17 protein-coding genes are annotated in these 17,867 nt (G+C 60.5%); 7 read left to right on the top strand and 10 right to left on the bottom strand.

Annotation, left to right across the window (positions count from 1 at the left end; translation table 11 throughout):
- Positions 1–44: 44 nt before the first annotated feature.
- The 3 genes from IE087_RS15020 (at position 45) to IE087_RS15010 (ending at position 4,080) form a co-directional block, all read left to right on the top strand.
- Entirely contained in the window at positions 45–1,205 is a 1,161-nt protein-coding gene (locus IE087_RS15020) for an acyl-CoA dehydrogenase family protein (protein WP_189370444.1), read from the top strand.
- A gap of 118 nt (positions 1,206–1,323) precedes the next feature.
- Positions 1,324–3,297, top strand: a complete 1,974-nt coding sequence (locus IE087_RS15015; RefSeq protein WP_229801422.1) for an acetate--CoA ligase family protein — start codon at positions 1,324–1,326, stop codon at positions 3,295–3,297.
- A gap of 3 nt (positions 3,298–3,300) precedes the next feature.
- A complete protein-coding gene (locus IE087_RS15010) occupies positions 3,301–4,080 on the top strand; it encodes a carnitinyl-CoA dehydratase (protein WP_189370183.1) in 780 nt (259 codons plus the stop codon).
- Here the strand turns inward: IE087_RS15010 and IE087_RS15005 are convergent.
- The gene (locus IE087_RS15005; RefSeq protein ID WP_229801399.1) at positions 4,077–5,336 is read right to left on the bottom strand and encodes a cytochrome-c peroxidase; all 1,260 of its coding nucleotides are present in this window, start codon (positions 5,334–5,336) and stop codon (positions 4,077–4,079) included. The genes IE087_RS15010 and IE087_RS15005 overlap by 4 nt on opposite strands.
- Before the next feature lie 51 nt (positions 5,337–5,387).
- Between IE087_RS15005 and IE087_RS15000 the strand changes: the two genes are divergently transcribed.
- The gene (locus tag IE087_RS15000; protein WP_189370182.1) at positions 5,388–5,879 is read left to right on the top strand and encodes a tetratricopeptide repeat protein; all 492 of its coding nucleotides are present in this window, start codon (positions 5,388–5,390) and stop codon (positions 5,877–5,879) included.
- A gap of 23 nt (positions 5,880–5,902) precedes the next feature.
- Here the strand turns inward: IE087_RS15000 and IE087_RS14995 are convergent, their stop codons facing one another.
- From IE087_RS14995 to IE087_RS14965, 7 genes are all read right to left on the bottom strand, one after another.
- Positions 5,903–6,637, bottom strand: a complete 735-nt coding sequence (locus IE087_RS14995) for a DUF1353 domain-containing protein (protein ID WP_189370181.1) — start codon at positions 6,635–6,637, stop codon at positions 5,903–5,905.
- A gap of 70 nt (positions 6,638–6,707) precedes the next feature.
- Positions 6,708–7,766 (bottom strand): TRAP transporter substrate-binding protein, encoded by a 1,059-nt coding sequence (locus IE087_RS14990; RefSeq protein WP_189370180.1) that lies wholly within the window; start codon positions 7,764–7,766, stop codon positions 6,708–6,710.
- A gap of 29 nt (positions 7,767–7,795) precedes the next feature.
- Positions 7,796–9,268: a TRAP transporter large permease gene (locus IE087_RS14985; protein WP_189370179.1), complete on the bottom strand. Its 1,473-nt coding sequence runs from the start codon at positions 9,266–9,268 to the stop codon at positions 7,796–7,798.
- Position 9,269: 1 nt separating this feature from the next.
- Positions 9,270–9,854, bottom strand: a complete 585-nt coding sequence (locus tag IE087_RS14980; RefSeq protein WP_189370178.1) for a TRAP transporter small permease — start codon at positions 9,852–9,854, stop codon at positions 9,270–9,272.
- An 87-nt stretch (positions 9,855–9,941) separates the two neighbouring features.
- Positions 9,942–10,451, bottom strand: coding sequence for a flavin reductase family protein (locus tag IE087_RS14975; RefSeq protein WP_189370177.1), 510 nt, complete (start codon positions 10,449–10,451; stop codon positions 9,942–9,944).
- Entirely contained in the window at positions 10,451–11,341 is an 891-nt protein-coding gene (locus IE087_RS14970) for an aldo/keto reductase (protein WP_189370176.1), read from the bottom strand. Before IE087_RS14970 ends, IE087_RS14975 begins: the two co-directional genes overlap by 1 nt.
- On the bottom strand, positions 11,341–12,495 hold the full coding sequence (locus tag IE087_RS14965; protein WP_189370175.1) for an LLM class flavin-dependent oxidoreductase: 1,155 nt from the start codon (positions 12,493–12,495) through the stop codon (positions 11,341–11,343). Before IE087_RS14965 ends, IE087_RS14970 begins: the two co-directional genes overlap by 1 nt.
- A 101-nt stretch (positions 12,496–12,596) precedes the next feature.
- Here IE087_RS14965 and IE087_RS14960 point away from each other — a divergent pair, with 101 nt between their 5' ends.
- The 3 genes from IE087_RS14960 (at position 12,597) to IE087_RS14950 (ending at position 15,365) form a co-directional block, all read left to right on the top strand.
- Positions 12,597–13,307, top strand: coding sequence for a GntR family transcriptional regulator (locus IE087_RS14960; RefSeq protein WP_189370174.1), 711 nt, complete (start codon positions 12,597–12,599; stop codon positions 13,305–13,307).
- The gene (locus tag IE087_RS14955) at positions 13,262–14,419 is read left to right on the top strand and encodes a Gfo/Idh/MocA family protein (RefSeq protein ID WP_189370173.1); all 1,158 of its coding nucleotides are present in this window, start codon (positions 13,262–13,264) and stop codon (positions 14,417–14,419) included. The genes IE087_RS14960 and IE087_RS14955 overlap by 46 nt, the downstream gene beginning before the upstream one ends.
- Before the next feature lie 88 nt (positions 14,420–14,507).
- The gene (locus IE087_RS14950; protein WP_189370172.1) at positions 14,508–15,365 is read left to right on the top strand and encodes an SDR family oxidoreductase; all 858 of its coding nucleotides are present in this window, start codon (positions 14,508–14,510) and stop codon (positions 15,363–15,365) included.
- On the opposite strand, the gene IE087_RS14945 is transcribed toward IE087_RS14950, so the two are convergent.
- Both IE087_RS14945 and IE087_RS14940 read right to left on the bottom strand, forming a co-directional pair.
- On the bottom strand, positions 15,358–16,683 hold the full coding sequence (locus IE087_RS14945; protein WP_189370171.1) for a GH1 family beta-glucosidase: 1,326 nt from the start codon (positions 16,681–16,683) through the stop codon (positions 15,358–15,360). The genes IE087_RS14950 and IE087_RS14945 overlap by 8 nt on opposite strands.
- A gap of 2 nt (positions 16,684–16,685) precedes the next feature.
- Positions 16,686–17,723, bottom strand: a complete 1,038-nt coding sequence (locus IE087_RS14940; protein WP_189370170.1) for a LacI family DNA-binding transcriptional regulator — start codon at positions 17,721–17,723, stop codon at positions 16,686–16,688.
- Between the last annotated feature and the right edge of the window lie 144 nt (positions 17,724–17,867).

The following is a 17,867-nucleotide window of genomic DNA, read 5'->3' as shown; positions in this document are numbered from 1 at the left end:
CAAGCCACGCTCTGATCCCGCCATCAATGGCAGGGAACACACCGATGCAGTTTGGTTTGACCGATGAACAGGAGATGATCGTCTCGACCGTCCGCAGCTTTGTCGAGAACGAGATTTACCCGCACGAGGCCGAGGTTGAGCGGACCGGGCACGTTCCGGTAGAGCTTGGAGAAGAGATCAAGCGCAAGGTCATCGACATGGGGTTCTACGCCTGCAACTTCCCCGAGGAAGTGGGGGGCGCGGGCCTCAGCCACATGGATTTCACGCTGGTCGAACGCGAGCTGGGGCGCGGGTCGATGGCACTGACCCATTTCTTCGGGCGCCCTCAGAACATCCTGATGGCCTGCAATGATGAACAGCGCGAACGCTACCTGCTGCCGGCAGTACGGGGCGAACGGATGGATGCGCTTGCCATGACCGAACCCGACGCCGGGTCGGACGTGCGCGGTATGAAATGTACCGCAGTCCGTGACGGCGGGGATTGGGTGATCAATGGATCCAAGCACTTCATCTCCGGCGCAGAACATGCCGATTTCTTCATTGTCTTCATCGCCACCGGCGTCGACGATACGCCGAAGGGCCCCAAGAAGCGGATCACCACGTTCCTTGTGGATCGGGGCACGCCGGGGTTTGAAGTGCGCGATGGCTACAACTCGGTCAGCCACAAGGGGTACAAAAATTGTGTCCTGTATTTTGACGATTGCCGTTTGCCCGATGCGCAGGTTCTGGGGGAGGTCGATGGCGGCTTTGCCGTGATGAACGAATGGCTCTACGCCACCCGACTGACCGTTGCCGCATTCAGCGTGGGACGCGCGCGCCGCTGCTTTGATTACGCGCTGAGCTACGCAGCGGAGCGTAAGCAGTTCGGCCAGCCCATCGGAAAATTCCAGGGCGTCAGCTTTCAAATCGCCGACATGATCACCGAGATTGATGCCGCTGACTGGCTGACCCTTGCCGCCGCCTGGAGGCTCGATCAGGGCCTCCCATCGAACCGCGAAATCGCTTCGGCAAAACTCTATGCCTCCGAAGCATTGGCACGCGTGACGGACACCACGCTTCAGATTTATGGCGGTATGGGCCTGATGGATGATTTTCCGATCGAACGGTTCTGGCGCGATGCTCGGGTTGAACGCATCTGGGACGGGACCAGCGAAATCCAGCGCCACATCATCAGCCGCGATCTCTTGCGGCCTCTGGGTGCCTAAAATGGTTTCGAACGGGCAAGGCCCATCCAACCGGAGCGAGGGGCCAGCCCCTCGCGCTCCCCGGGATTTTTCTGAAACAGGGAAGAGCAGACTTTCACGACTGTTGCGCCCCAAGACGATGGCAGTTGTCGGTGGTGGTACTTGGTGCACTGCGGTCATCGAACAGGCCGAACGCTTCGGCTTTGATGGCGCGATCTGGCCGGTACATCCGACCAAGCCCCTGATTGCAAACCTTGGTGCATTCCCCTCGATCGAAGATCTGCCAGCAGCACCGGATGCTACGTTCATCGGTGTGAACCGCAGCGCTACCCTTGAGGTCGTGTCGGCATTGGCTCGCATTGGCGCGGGTGGTGCTGTCTGCTTTGCTTCGGGATTTGCGGAAGCCGCGGCGGAAGATTGCAGCTCGGTTGACCTGCAGGCGCAGCTGGTCCATGCGGCAGGCGACATGCCGATCCTTGGGCCGAACTGCTATGGCTTTATCAACGCACTGGACCAGGCGTTGCTTTGGCCTGACCAGCATGGATGCACGCCTGTCGAGAGCGGTGTCGCCATCCTGACCCAAAGCTCCAACATCGCCATCAACCTGACCATGCAGCAGCGCGCACTGCCGATTGCGTATACGGTCACCTCCGGAAACATGGCGCAAACCAGCCAGGCAGAGGTTGCGCAGGCGCTGCTTGATGACCCACGGGTGACGGCCATCGGTTTGCACGTCGAAGGCTTCGGCGATCTGCGCCAATGGGAAGCGTTAGCCGCAAAGGCGTATGACCGCGGTATCCCCTTGGTTGCTTTGAAAGTGGGCGCGTCAGACCAAGCGCGGCAAGCAACCATTTCCCACACCGCGTCTCTGGCCGGAACCGATGCCGGAGCGCAAGCGGTTCTGGACCGCCTTGGCATTGCACGTGTTACCGCTCTTCCCGATTTTCTTGAAACGTTGAAAATGCTCCATTTACAGGGCCCGATATCGGGAAATCGGCTCGCATCCATCAGTTGTTCGGGGGGTGAGGCCAGCCTGATCGCAGATATGGCGTTGGACACGGACCTTACGTTTCCAGCGTTGACAGATGCCCAGCATGACAATCTGCGCAACGCCCTTGGCCCGATGGTCGCGTTGGCGAACCCATTGGACTACCACACCTACATCTGGCGCGATTCCGAAACGATGGCAGAGGCCTGGTCGTCCATGGCGGGCGACGGGATCGATATGACCTTGTCGATTGTGGACTATCCACTGACCAATAGCACGGATTGGGATTGCGCCACCGATGCCGCCCTGAAAGCGCGCGCGACCACCAACGCACCGTTTGGAATTGTCGCCACCCTGCCCGAGCTGATGCCGCCACAAACGGCACGGGCATTGGCTGAGGGTGGTGTTGTTCCGTTCTTTGGTTTGCGCGAAGCACTGGCCGCCATCGAGGCCGCACAGCGCATCCGTGCTCCACACACTCTGCCAATATGCATGCCGGGCAGTTCGGACGCCGGGGTCCTGTTGACCGAAGCCGAAGCGAAGGCGGAACTTGCACAGCATGGGCTGATCGTCCCACGCAATTGTATTGCTTCCGCCGAAGACGCCGAGCTTGCCGCGCAACGATTTGAAGGCCGTTTTGCAGTGAAGGGCGTTGGACCTGCACACAAAACAGAGGCAAACGCCGTTCATCTGAACGTGGATTTGTCCAACGTTGGCATGGTCGCCCGAAGTGTCGGAACACAGACGGTACTTATAGAGGAAATGGTGACGGACGGGGTCGCAGAGTTGCTGGTTGGCATTGTCCGCGACCCGGCCCACGGGTTTGTCATGACGCTGGGCGCAGGTGGCGTTTTGACCGAGCTGATGCAGGACACGCAATCGCTCCTCTTACCCGCCACCGCTGAGGACATCGACGCAGCCCTATCGCGCCTGCGCTGCGCGCGACTGTTGCACGGGTATCGAGGCAAACCCGGAACTGATCTTGTAGCCGTCCGTGACGCAGCGCTTGCCATACAAACCTACGTCCTTGCACATGCTGAAACCGTCAGCGAGGTTGAAGTGAATCCGCTGATCTGCACACCCACGCGCGCCGTTGCGGTGGATGCCCTGATACGAAAGGCCTAAGACATGAGCCCCATCAAAACCAGACGCGAGGGCGCGATACTGGAAGTCACGTTGGACCGGCCAAAGGCGAACGCCATCGATCTCGCGACAAGCCGCGTCATGGGGGAAACCTTTTTGGCGTTCCGAGATGACCCGGACCTGCGGGTAGCGATCATCACAGGCGCGGGAGAGAAGTTTTTTTGCCCCGGATGGGACTTGAAGGCGGCCGCCGATGGGGACGCTGTAGATGGCGATTATGGCGTTGGCGGTTTTGGTGGATTGCAGGAAATGCGCGCGATGAACAAACCTGTTATTGCCGCGGTGAACGGGATCGCGTGCGGCGGTGGGCTGGAATTGGCTTTGAGCGCTGATATCATCCTTGCCGCAGATCACGCGCAGTTTGCCTTGCCCGAAATCAGATCGGGTACGGTTGCAGATGCGGCATCAGTCAAATTGCCCAAGCGTATCCCCTACCACATCGCGATGGAGTTGCTGCTGACAGGACGCTGGTTCGATGTGGAGGAAGCGCATCGGTGGGGTCTGGTCAATGAGGTTGTCCCCGCGGGGACACTTTTGGATCGCGCATGGGACATGGCGCGGCTGTTGGCCTCCGGCCCGCCGCTGGTCTATGCCGCCATAAAGGAAATCGTACGTGACGCCGAAGACGCCAAGTTTCAGGATGCGATGAACCGGATCACCAAGAGCCAGTTGCCATCGGTTGAGCGCCTGTATCGCTCCGAGGATCAACTGGAAGGTGCCCGTGCGTTTGCCGAGAAGCGCGACCCTGTATGGAAGGGACGCTAGGGCGTTATCCGCGGGTCGACAGGCAAACCACTGGGGACCGTGTCTGGCACTCCAAGTTTGTCAACATTGGCGGTTTCGCCGCTGAGCGCATGCAGGAACGCGATAATTTGATCGATTTCGGTATCCGACAGCGGGTTGGATGCGATCTGGATCGCTGCCCGCTGGCGGGCCATTTCGCGGCTGTCCTGCCAGACCATGAAATCAATGGCCGCCAGCCAAGGGACCTCTGGTAGTGCAGCTTTTTCTGGAGCCCAAGCGTCGAGCGATTGCAGCGGGGTCAAGTGGTGGCGCACAATGCCTTCAAGGGTCGGGTACGCACCGTTGTGCCCATAAGGTGCGGTCAGTGCCACGTTTCTGAGCATCGGTGTTTTGAAAGCGTAAGCATCTTCCAGCGCGTCACTCTCTCCCATACGCCCGACATCCCTTACCATTGGATCAAAGCGACGCGTACGACCGGGGCCGAAAGGCGGCAGTCCAAGGGCATGAAAAGCCTGATCAGTCATGAGCGGACCACTGTGGCACGTGCCGCATCCGGCCTTGCCATAGAACAACGCGAGCCCCTGTTTTTGCCGCGCATTCAGAGCGTTGGTGTCACCCTGCAGATATGCATCAAAGGGGCTGTCCGTGCTTGTCCATTCCCAGATCATGAACGCACTGAGTGCGTTCGCGACATCCGCGATCGTGATATCCTTGGCCCCATCGATATGGTCATATGCAGCCACGAAGCGGTCGGCATAGGCCGGGATATGGCGCACACGGTCTGCAAGGATCGGCCATGCATAGTCCATACGCTGATGGATGGCTCCAGCAACCTCGTTTTCCTTTGGATTCCCGGCCATTTCGAACTGGGCCACCAAAGGGAAAATAGCCTGTGCAGCCAGTAGATTGTCCAAGCCTTCCGGCAACCATTCCTCGGCTGGGGAATTGAAGCCGTTCTCGTATGTGTCCGCAATGCTCAGGCGCCCGTCATGGAAGATGGTGTGCAGATCCTTGGCCCCCAGGTTCCAAAGGCCCGGTGCATTGCGTGGAATGCGCTTACGGATACGGTCATCACCCGTGCCAGCCGTTCTGTCTGGTCCCAAACCTTCGCCCCCTTCGCCAATGCCAAGGCTGAGGCCGTCGCCGGTACCGAGGTCGGGATGGTGGCACGTGGAGCAGGCAATGTTGCGGTTGCCCGACAGGATGCGATCATAGAATAGAAGCTGGCCGAGTTTGGCTTGCGCCGGGTCGACCGCGATGAAATCATCGGGAGTCAAAGCACGCGGGACATCGTCAGCAAAGGCGGGTGCACCGCACAGGAGAAGCACATGCGCAAACTTGCGATAGTCCTTGTATTTGCGGCCTTTCCATTTGGCCTGACTGCCGTTCCGGCGGCGGCCGAGATCGAGGAAGCGCGCGATCTGATGGAGGCCGGCGAATACAAGGCGGCCTATAACGCGCTGTGGCCGGCCGCGCGGTCGGGAAATGCGGATGCCGAAGAACTGATCGGTGTCATGTACGCCTTGGGTCTCGGGGTCGAGCGCGATGACGAGCGGGCGTTTGAGTGGTATTTGCGCAGCTCGATGAAAGGCCACCCGGGCGCGCAATCCGGTGTCGGCTGGTACTATGAGGTTGGGCGGGGCATGCCCGCGCCGGACCTTGTGCGCGCTTACATGTGGTACACCCTGTCGGCCATTGGCGGCGATCCGGATGCGGCTATTTCGCTGGAAGAAGTGGTCAAGAAAATGACCCAAGACGAGATTGATCGGGCGCATATTCTGGTCGCTGACTACAAGGTCTGGATGTATCCGTTTCGGTAAGTCTGCCATGCCGCCGCAACCATTCAAGGGGGAAACCCGATTTCTGCGACAACCACGTAGGGCAGTGGCGCGCGTTCGATGATTGCCTCGATGCCCGGGTCCGAAATCCGTGGCAGTGCGGCCCCGCGCGCCTCCTTGCCATTGATGTCGGCAAGAACCTTCTGAATACGGGTATCCTCTTCTGGATTGGCGCAATCCGTATCGTTCCACAGCCCGTAACTGACCGGACCTGCGGTGGTCGGCGCAATGACGCGACCGGCATCACCCGTAGTCGCATCAATCTGATACTGTTCGGTCACGGTTTTGATCGTTTCCGCCATGATGTCGGCGCTCTCCTGGAAGTCCATATTGGTGATTGGGCTTTCCAGTCCCCAGGGATCTTTCGCGTTGATGCACTTGCGCACGACAAACAGCCAGTCATGCACGATGTAGGCCGGACCAAATGCCCAGGCATTGAACCCCTGAATCCAGTGCACCGCGCGCGGAACAGACCCACCATCTGTATAAAATGCGCCGGGTTGAATGACAGCGTTGCCTTCCGACACCTCGGCACCATCACCACGGTAGAATGTCAGCTCTTGACCCGGTCGTGGGACATAGACGAATTCGCCGTCACCAAGCGCACTGTCATCGCCCGGCCCCACCCAGACAACAAGGGCGCTGCCTTCGAAGCGGCCCACAGGCGCCGCGTCGAAATCAACTGTGCCGCACGCGGTGAGCGCCAAGCACGTTGCCACCGAACCGAGAAGAGCCTTCATGGCACACCCCTTGAATTGGGTTGGGCCGCCCCGGATCGGAGCGGCCCCTTTAAGCGGTTTTTGATCCGCCTCAGTTCAGATCGGCTGCGCGCGCAGCGTTCACATCGGCCTCAGCCGCTGCAACCGCGTCTTGCAGTGCCGTCAGGATTTCACCACCACGTGCGACGTTGGCCGTAAACCAGTCGTTCACAGGAGCCGCAGCCGCTGCGAAGGCCGCTTTTTGGTCCGGCGTGGGCACGTAAAGATCACCGCCACCGGCGACGAAGTCTTCGTAGGCCTGGATCGACTTGCGTTTGGGCGATGCGAATGTCGCCTGTTGCAGCGCATAGAAGCCGTCCACCACGACACGGCGCATGTCTTCGGGCATGGCGAGGAACTTCTCGTTCGACATCCACCACAGTGCGCCCATATAGGCGTGGCCGTCGAGCGTGACGTATTGCAGGCCCGCATCGGGGAATTTCATGCCCATGATGTCGGTGATGCCGTTTTTGGAGCCTTCCACAACGCCCGTCTGGAACGAGGTGAAGAGCTCGGGCCACGGAATCGGGGTTGGGGACGCGCCCAGAGCCTTGACCAGCTCCTGCGGCAGGTCGGCGACCACGGTGCGGATTTTCAGACCTTCCATGTCCGATGGCTCGGCCACACGGCGTTGCGTGTTCGCGAAGTTGCGCCAGCCGCCGGTGTTGCCGATGGTCATCAGACGGATCGCGCCTCCGGAGTCTTCGAGCGCCATATCACGCATGGTCCGAACGAAGTCACCCTGCAACACGTGTTCGGCAATGCGGTCATCGGCCATCAGGTAGGGCAGATCGAGTACCTGCACGTAGGGGAAGATGCCCGAGGCGCCGCCGGAGGTAGAGATGTAGACATCGATCGTGCCGTCAGCCACGCCTTGCAAGCATTCCGCACCGTTCGAGCAGAGCTGTGTGCCGATGAACAGTTCCACAGCAATGGCGCCGTTGGAGGCTGCTTCGACATAGTTCTTGAACACGACGAGGCCGTCATAGTCTTCGTCATTGGTGTTCGAGTTGGCGGTGGCGCGGATCGTGTAGTCCTGCGCTTGCGCCATAATCGCCGAGCCAGCGACAAGCGCGGCAGCGGTCAGGGTTTTAAGGGTCGTTTTGAGCATGTGGTTAGGTCCTCCCGTTAAGCTCTGAATTAGTTTGCAAACCCCGTAAGGCGGGGAATGGTCATGGATATGGCGGGCACGTAGGTGATCAGGAAGATCACTGCGATTTCGATGGCGAGGAAGGGCAGGATTGCCTTGGCAATCGTTTCGACCTTCTCGCGGCTGACGGCAGCGGCCACGAACAGCACAAGCCCCATGGGCGGCGTTGCCAGCCCCACTGTCAGGTTCACCGACATGATGATCGCGAAGTGGATTGGATCGACACCGAGGTCGATGAAGATCGGGCCGAGGATGGGACCAAGGATGATGATTGCGGGGCCTGCATCGAGGAACATGCCGACGATGAACAGCAGAAGGTTGATCAGAAACAACAGCACCAGCGGGTTTTCCGACAGGGTCAGTATGAAGTCCGCAAGGATTTGCGGTGCGTAGCTGAGCGACACCACTGTTTTGAACGCCAGTGCTGCGCCGACGAGAAGTAGCACCACCGCCGAGGTGAGGCCTGCACGGCTGAGGATGTCAGGCAGGTCCTTAAGCGACATGGTGCGCAGGACGAAGAAGGCGACGAAGACGGCGTAGGCCACGGCCACCGCTGCGGCCTCGGTCGGGGTGAAGACGCCGCCGAGGATGCCACCCAAGATTAGGACCGGTGTTTGCAGGGGTACGATGGCGCGTTTGCAGATGGTGCGGAATTCGCTGCTGACCTGCGTGCGCAGGGCTAGCATAAGGGCGTGCGCAACCAGCACGGCCCCAGCGAATGTGCCCCAGAGGATCAGAGGGGACGTTTCGCCCAAGGGCAGGAAGGCCCAGAGCAAAAGGCCGATGTTCAGGCGCACGAGCGCCCACGAGACCCAACGCTCAATGGGGCTGAGTTCCACGCCGTCGAACTGCACCTTATGCGCAGCAGGCAGGTCATAGCGATCTGCCGTGACGCGGATCATCACCATGAGGCCGACGCCGACAAGGATGCCCGGCACAATGCCCGCGAGGAAGAGGGCCGCCACGCTTTCGCCCATGACATAGGCGTAGATGATCATGATGCCAGACGGCGGGATGATCGGGCCGATGACGGATGAGGCCGCCGTGATGGCGGCTGCATAGCGTCTTGTGTAGCCCTCCTTCTCCATCGCGGGGACCAGCATGGAGCCCAGCGCAGAGGTGTCGGCCACGGCGGAGCCGGAGAGGCCCGCAAAGAGGATCGAGGACAGCACGTTCACTTGGGCAAGGCCGCCGCGCAGGTGGCCCATGAGTGCTTGGCTGAACTGGACAAGGCGGATCGTGATCCCGCCCTTGTTCATCAACTCGCCCGCCAGCATGAAGAAGGGGATCGCCATCAGCGGGAAGCTGTCCATGCCGTTGTAGACATTGCGGTAGAGCAGCGTGATGTCGCGCTCCTGCCCGTTTAGGTACAGCAGGATACCCGGCGCCGCGAGCAGGCCGAAAAAGACCGGCAGGCCGATCATCAGGAACAGCAGGAAGAGCGGAAGGAACCAGATCAGCATATCATTCGTTCCCCGCTGCCATGTCGCCAAGGTCGAGGTCTGGCAGGCGATCACCGCCGCCCATAAGCTCAACCAGTTTGCGCAAGATCAGTTCGATGTTCACAAGGATCAGCAGCACGACACCCACCAGCAGGGACAGCATCATCCAGCTGCGCGGCACGCGGAACCAACCATCAAAGGTCGGCAGGTATAGCGACGCGGTGGCGAACTTGCCGCCGAAGCCCGTGACCTCTGCATAGCCGATGGGCAGGGCCACCAGCAGGATCGCGATGGAGATCAGGAGCAACACAAGCCCAAGGATTGCAGCAACGGCCCGAGGCAGGATGCCCGAAATCATGTCGAGTGCCACGAACCCCCCGCGCCGGAAGGCGGTGGGTGCCATCAAACCCGTCATCCAGAGCATACAGAAGCGCGCGGCCTCATCCGGCCAGGGCAATGCGTTGTTGAAGAGGTAGCGGGCCACGACCTGAACCAGAATCGCAATCACCATGGCGGCGATGGCCACGATGCCTATGGCGCGCCCAATCTTGAGCAGCAGGCCATTCACCCAGCTGATCGGTGCAAGCACCGTCAGTAATAGACCCATGAAGGGCCCTCCCTTTGTCGGTCGCCCGGTAGTTAATCCACCGTGGCCCATTTTCCGCTTTAACCCCGCGGGCGGGTCTTGGCGTCGTTAGTCGACGCTGCCGAACTGGCCGGCAAAGAACGTGAGCGGCTGGCCGTCGCGCATCTCTGTACGCTGGACCTGGCCCACGATGATGACGTGGTCGCCCGCGTCATGTGCTGCCACCCTGCGACATTCAAACCGCGCAAGGCAATGATCAATCAGGGGAACGCCATCCGCGTTCAGCGTGTGGGCATGGTCGTTCAGCAAGTGGGCGTCGCGCGCCGCCAGCTTGCAGACGTCATGCTGTTCAGCCGCCAGCACATGGATCGCATAGTGGTCCGCTGCCTCGAAATAGGGGAAGCGCCGTGCCCCCCTGTCAACGGACCAAAGCACCAGTGCCGGGTCGAGCGATACGGATGAAAAGCTGTTGGCGATGATGGCAACTGGTCCATCCACGCTGGGGGCCGTGATCATCGTGACGCCGGTGGCGAACTTGCCGAAGGCGTCGCGCAGTTGGCGGCTGGAATTGGCGTCAGGTGAAAACACGGTAGGTTGGCTCAGCGTTTGCATTGTCATCAGGCCACCTCGTGTCCCAGTGCCGCCTCATAAAGGCGGAACCATGTGGGCCGGTCGAGCGACACCTTTGCAGCATCGCCGATCTTTTTGATCCGGTCGATGTTATTTGTACCCATCACCGGAATGATATTTGCGGGGTGTGCCAAGAGAAACGCAGTTGCGACTGCGGCGCGGTCTACACCTTGGGCGCTGGCAATCTCATCCATGACGTTGTGCAGCTTCTCACTGCCTGTCATCAGACCGCCGCCACCAAGCGGCGACCATGCCATCAGCGGTTGGCCGTGTTGCTGGTGGAACGCGAGATCGCCATTGGTGAACGGGTTGATTTCGCTGAGCGAGATTTCGATCTGGTTGGTCACCAGTTGCGTTTTCATACCCGATTGCAGCAGCTTCCAGTCCCACGGACGGAAGTTCGAAACACCCACGCTGCGCACCTTGCCGCTTGCGACAGCCTCGTCCAGTGCCGCACCTGTTTCATGGTGATCCATGAACGGGTCGGGGCGGTGGATCAACAGCAGGTCGATATGATCAACGGCCATGTCCCGCAGCGAGTTTTCGATGCTCTGCATGATGTGGGCGCTGCTGGTGTCGTAGTATTTGACCGGCGCATCGGCATAGCGGCCCACGGGCGCCACGATGTCGCATTTGGTCACGATCTCCATCTTGCTGCGCAGGCCCGTGTCGGCCTTGAGTGCTCCGCCCAACACAGCCTCGGCCACGTAGCCACCGTAGATGTCGGCCTGATCGAATGTGGTGATCCCCTGATCAAGGCAGGCGTGGATCTTGGCCTGCACATGGCCCACCGATGTGTCACTGTCATCGGCCAGCCGCCACATGCCATAGACGATGCGCGAGAAGTTCAGGGTATCGGATAGTTGGACGCGGTCCATTAGCGGCGCTCTCCTGCGGCAAGGGGTGTTGCGGGTGCGGCAGATGGCACCCGACCATAAGCATGGGGCAATGAGCAGGTTTTCAAGTGCGGCATCACGCGCGCGCCAAAATGTTTTGCTTCTTCCAGGTGTGGGTAGCCAGAGAAGATAAAGGCCCGGATACCCATCTTTTGATAGTCTTCGATTTTCGACATGACCTGATCGGTAGACCCGACCAGTGCCGCGCCACAGCCCGACCGTGCCCGGCCCACGCCGGTCCAGAGGTTGGGTTCGACATATCCGAATTTGTCCGCCAGTTCGCGCGCCTTGGCCTGGTGGGCCACGCCGAGCGAGGTGCTGTCCAGCGCCCGGTCGCGGATCAGTTGGCCGTATTCGTCATCGAGCTTGGACACGATGTAATCGGCGTATTCGCGGGCCTCGGCCTCGGTATCCCGCACGATCATGTGCACGCGCAGGCCGTAGTCGAGCGTCCGGTTGTATTTCTCGGCCACTGCATTCACGTCGCGCATCCGCTGGGCGATGTTTTCCTTGGGCTCGGGCCACATCAGGTAGACGTCGCAGTGCTGGCCGCAGAGTTCGAGCGCGGAAGGGGAGTAACCCCCGAAGTACAGAAGCGGGCCGCCGGTCTGGTAAGGGCGCACGGGGTCGGTGGTGAGGCCCTGGAAATTATAAACCTCGCCCTCGTAGCTGATTTCATCCCGTGTCCAGGCCTGCTTCAGGATTTCTACGACTTCGCGCGAGCGTTGGTAGCGGTATTCGCTGTCCGCCTTTTCGCCGGGGAAGTCGGACGAGATGATGTTTACCGTCAGCCGACCTTCGAGCATGTGATCGAGCGTGGCGATGGTGCGGGCGAGCATGATGGGCTGCACTTCACCGCAGCGGACCGCCGCAAGCAGGTTGATCTTGGACGTGATCGGTGCGCAGCCCGCAACGAAGGACAGCGTGTCCTGCCCCACCTGATAGGAGGACGGGCAGAGGATGTTGCGGAAGCCTTGTGCTTCGGCTTCGCGTACGATGTCAGAGCAATGCGCCCAGCTTGAGCGGAGGCCGCCATCGGGCACCCCGAGAAACTGGTAATCATCCGAGCACAACGCCGAGAACCACGACACTTCGGCCGCATCAAGGTCAGGAGATGTGATTGGGACGATGGTCATCAGCGCACTTTCCGTTCAGGTCAACTTGGCACTTGCGTAACATTGTCATTGATGTAGATCAATGGTGTATCAATTTTACGCACCACAGCTCATAAGCCCACGTGACGACGCAAAAACAATCCCCTCAGTCGCTGCCCATCTACGTGCAGATTGCCGAGCTTTTGACCCGCGATATCATTTCCGGCCGGTTGATTGATGGTGAGCGTTTACCGCCCGAACGGGATATGGCAGCAGAGCTGGGTGTGAGTGTCGGCACGTTGCGCAAGGCCCTTCGGGACATGGGCCAAAAGGGGTTGATCGAGAGCGTTCAGGGGTCTGGCAACTATATCCGGGCCAGTGGAGACACGGGCACAGTCTATGCCATGTTCCGGCTGGAACTGCTGGAGGGGGGCGGGCTGCCACGGGCGCGTGTTCTGTCGGTCGACCAGATGGACAAGCCCGCCGACCTGCCCGATTTCGGGACTGCCGCACGGGGCACGCGCATTCGGCGGCTGCGATCCCTGAATGACACAATCATCGCCGTGGAAGAGATTTGGCTGGATGCGGATGCGGGAATCGTGTCGGAAGCGACGATGTCCGAATCTCTCTATGCCACCTATCGCAAGGAGCTGGGTCTGTGGATCCAGCGGGCCGAGGACCGGGTGTCGCTTGGCACGGTGCCGCACTGGGCGCCCGATACCTATGGCCCGCGTCCTGGCGACACCGTTGGATATGTCGAACGCCTGAGCTGGGCGGACGCAGCGGCACCCATTGAATTTTCACGCACATGGTACGACCCCGCGCGGGCCGTTTATGTGCAACGCATGAAGTGAAGGAACGCAGGTTGGATCAGGTACGCTATGGCATCATCGGATGCGGGATGATGGGGCAGGAACACATGCGCAATATCGCGCTGCTGCCCGATGCGCAGGTCGTTGCATTCTTTGAGCCGGATGCAAGCATGGCGGCGCGGGCCTTGGCCATCACGCCCGAGGCCAAGTCCGTTGGTTCGGTGCAGGAATTGCTGGCCGTTGAGGAGCTGGATTGCCTGCTGATCGTCAGCCCCAATTTCTGCCACGTGGCGCAGATGGAAGAGATCGCGGCCACACGCCCCCTGCCCCTGTTGGTCGAGAAACCGCTGTTTACCGACACCGAGGACGCCGCAAAGCTGGCCGCGTTCCGCGACAGCTATCCCTGCCCGATCTGGGTGGCGATGGAATATCGCTATATGCCGGTGATTGCCGAATTCCTGGACAAGGCAGGTGATGCGACAGGTGGCATCAAGCAGCTTTCGGTGCGCGAGCATCGCTTTCCCTTCCTTGAAAAGGTCGGCGACTGGAACCGGTTCAACCGCTATACGGGCGGCACCTTTGTCGAGAAGTGCTGCCACTTCTTTGACCTGATGCGCCTGACCATGGGGGCAGAGCCGGTGCGCGTGATGGCGTCAGCCACGCAGGCCGTGAACCACCTAGACGAAGATTATGGCGGCGAGGTGCCGGACATCATCGACAGCGGCTACGCGATTGTCGATTTCGACAACGGCACGCGGGCCATGCTGGAATTGTGCATGTTTGCAGAAGGCTCAGCCTATCAAGAGGAGCTGTCCGCCGTTGGGCCCACGGGCAAGATCGAAGCCTTTGTTCCCGGTCCGGGCCGGTTCTGGCCGGAGCATCTGGGCCCGGCCCCGATTGCCAAGCTGGTGACATCACCACGTCAGCCACAGGGGCCGGTGACGCATGACATCCCCGTTGATCCGACCCTGCTGGACGCGGGCGATCACAATGGATCGACCTTTTACCAGCACCAGAAATTCGCCGCCGTTGTGCGGGGTCAGGGTACGCCGGAAGTCACATTGGCCGATGGCTGGGCGGCTGTTGCGATGGGCATGGCCGCGCAGGAAAGCGCACGGACTGGGCAGGCTGTTGATCCACGGCGTTGGATGTAAGCGATCCTTCGCCATCCGGCGGGTTTGACTATCCTTGGCGGCAGGCCCATTGCTGGTTGTATCGCAGTCAGCAAAAGGAGCCGTCCCGATGTCCAAAGTTGTTCTGATCACCGGGTGTTCTTCGGGCCTTGGGGTGTCATTGGCCGTTCAGGCCGCACAGGCGGGCCACACGGTCTATGCCACCATGCGCAACCTGTCGAAACGGGCGGTACTGGATGAAGCCGTCGAGGCGGCAGGGGTGACATTGCACGTTGCGCAACTGGATGTGCAGGATGCCGGATCGATTGCTGCTTGTGTGGATCAGGTCATTGCCGCCGAGGGGCATGTGGACGTGTTGATCAACAATGCCGGTGCCGGATTTGTCCGCTCGACCGAGCAGGCGAGCGAGGATGACATCAACTGGGTGATGGACGTGAACTTCATGGGCGTCGTGCGCTGCACCAAGGCGCTGATTGCCCATTTCCGTGAACGCCGCGCCGGGCATGTAATCACCATATCGTCGGTCGGTGGGCTTGTAGGCCAGCCATTCAACGAGATTTACTGCGCCGCCAAGTTCGCGGTCGAGGGGTATATGGAGGCGATGGCCTCGTACATTTCGCCTAACTTTGGGATCAACTTCACGGTGGTGGAGCCCGGCGGGATTGCGTCGGAATTCGCCGCCAATGTGATGAAACAGGTGGAAGAGACCGGCGGGATGCTGGATGACGAGTATCTGCCGATCTTGCAGAAATATGTCGGTGGCGCACAGGACCGTGCAGCCGGTGGTGACATTTATCAGACAGCAGACGAGGTGGCCGCCGTTGTGATGGGCTGCGTCGCGTCTGACGCCCCGCCAATTCGGACGCGCACGTCAAAATGGGGAGAGGCGTTTTGTGCGTTGAAGACCGACCTCGACCCGGATGGGAAGAAGCTACAAAGCCAAGTGGTGGAGACCTTTCTCAGCTAGCGGTCAGCATGTCCTTAAACGCATGCCATGACGCCTTGGGCGTGCGTTCAAGCGTGTCGAAATCGACGTGCACCATGCCGAACCGCTTTTCATAGCCGAGCGCCCATTCGTAATTGTCCATGAGCGACCACGCCATGTAGCCCTGTACCGGGACGCCCTTGGCAATGGCGTCGCGGACCGCCTGCAGGTGGCATTGGAAATAGGCGATGCGGGCATCGTCTTGCACGGTGCCATTGGTGATTTTGTCGGCGTTGGCCATGCCGTTTTCTGTCACGAAAAGCGGCAGATCGCCGGTGTATTCGGCTACTGTGCGCACGAGGAAGTCGTGCAGACCCTGTGGGTAAACCTCCCACCCCATTTGCGTTTTTTCGAGGGGGCCTTCGACGCCGTGGTGGTGGGGCCATGGGCCATCGTTGGGGGCGATGATCGAGCGCGTGTAGTAGTTGATCCCGGCCCAGTCGAGCGGGGCCTTGATCGTCGCCATGTCGTCTTGCCAGCCGTACGGGAAGTACGGGCCGAGGTCGCGGACAAGGCGGTCGGGATAGGTGCCCTTGAATGCGCCCGAAACGAAGAAGTGGTTGTAGTAATCGTCGTAGAGCGCTGCGGCTTTGGCAGCTTCGGGGCTGTCATCGGCGGGCGTGGCCCACTCCATGTTGAAGACAGCGCCGAGGTTGCCGACACCCATGCCGCGCATCCGTTCGATGGACGTGCCGTGGGCTAGCAGCACGTGGTGCATGGCGCGGGCGGTGGCGCGGATGTCGCGCAGGCCCGGCGCGTGATGGCCGAGGAAATGGGACAGGAAGGAGACGCACCAGAATTCGTTGATCGTGGCGACAGAGTAAGTGCGGTCGCCGATGCGGGCCATCACGGCTTCAGTGAAATCCCCGAACCAGCTTGCGATGTCGCGGTTGCGCCAGCCGCCCAAGTCAGCGAGAGCTGAGGGCAGTTCCCAGTGGTAGAGCGTGGCGCAGGGTTTGAGGTTGCGTTCCAGCATCGCGTCGACCAGCCGGTCGTAGAAATCGAGCCCTTCGGGGTTCACCGTCCGCCCGTCGGGCATGACCCGCGCCCAGCTTGTCGAGAAGCGGTAGGCGTCAAAGCCGCCGTCGCGCAAGAGATCAAGATCGGCCTCATACCGATTGTAGTGGTCGCAGGCGCGTGCGCCGTCTTCGGCGCGGACCACGTTGCCGGGGGTGGCGGCGAAATCATCCCACATGGCGCGGCCCGCGCCACCGTGTTGGTGTCCTTCGATCTGGTAGGCAGAGGTTGCGGCCCCGAAGAGGAACCCTTCGGGAAAGTCGGAGCGTTTGTGCGTGAACATGATCAGTCCTTGGATGTGCCCGGTGCCGGGCCGGTCGAGGCGCCCGAGACGAACTCGGCCTCCCAGAGCTTGGTTATATGCGGGGCGTGCGGGGCACGGATGCGGTCGATGAGCATTTGCGCCAGCGCCGCCCCCGCGGCGCGCACGGAAGATTGCCATGCGGTGAAGACGGGCGTGTCGCCGCCATTGCCGAAATAGCTGAGGCAGTCGTCAAACGTGGCGATGGACACGTCCTGCCCCACCCGCAGACCGCGTTCATCCAACGCGCGGCGGATTCCGGCGGCACAGATGATCGAGGCGGCTAGGAAGGCAGTAGGCGGATGGAGAAGGTCGAGCATCGCGTTGGCTTGCGTGTACCCATAGGCTTCTGTCATTTCGCCTGTGCTCATCAGCGCAGTGTCAATGGAAAGACCTGCGAAGCGCAGAGAGGATTCGTAGCCCGAGCGGCGTCGGATGGCGAAATCCATCGTTTCCTGCCCGTTGATCAGCGCGATGCGGCTGTGGCCAAGGCTGGCGAGATAGGAGGTGGCTTCGGAAAAGGCGCGGGTGTTGTTCACGTCGAGCCAGGAATAGGGCGCTTTGATCCCGGTGGAGCGGCCATGCACGACATAAGGCAGGCCGATCTTGTCGAGCAGTTCCAACCGCGGATCGTTGCGGCGGGGGGCATGTACCACAATGCCATCCACTGCGCCGCGCGCCTTGAGGCTCCGATAGGTGTCTGCCTCGTCCTGCGCGCCAACACGCGTGACCATCATGTCATAGCCGTGCGCCGAATAGGTCTCCCCTGCCCCTGCCATGAAATCCCCGAAAATCGGGTTCACCATTTCTGCCGAATCACTCACGGAAATCACGTGGCCGATGCACTTGGAATGGCCGGTGGCGAGGCCCTGGGCCCGCGTATTTGGGCTGTAGGCATGCGCTTCTGCTGCCTGAACCACGCGGGCACGGGTTTTTTCGGACACCTCGGGATAGCCATTCAGCGCCCGACTGACCGTGGTCTGGCTGAGCCCCAGCAAAGATGACAGTTCCTTAAGATTCACAGGTGGATTCGTTCCAAAGCGCTTTAGATATAGCGACGCTAACGGCTGGTTGCGCTAACGTCAAAACATCTCGTTACTCCCGTCTAGCGTGTTAAACTATTTTGCATCGACGGTCCGACAGCGTTTGACAGAACGTGAAAATTC

The sequence above is a fragment of the Tateyamaria omphalii genome (assembly GCF_014651375.1).
GTDB lineage: Bacteria > Pseudomonadota > Alphaproteobacteria > Rhodobacterales > Rhodobacteraceae > Tateyamaria > Tateyamaria omphalii.
The sequence above is the reverse complement of the archived record's forward strand: the minus strand, read 5'-3'. Positions and strand labels throughout refer to the sequence as shown.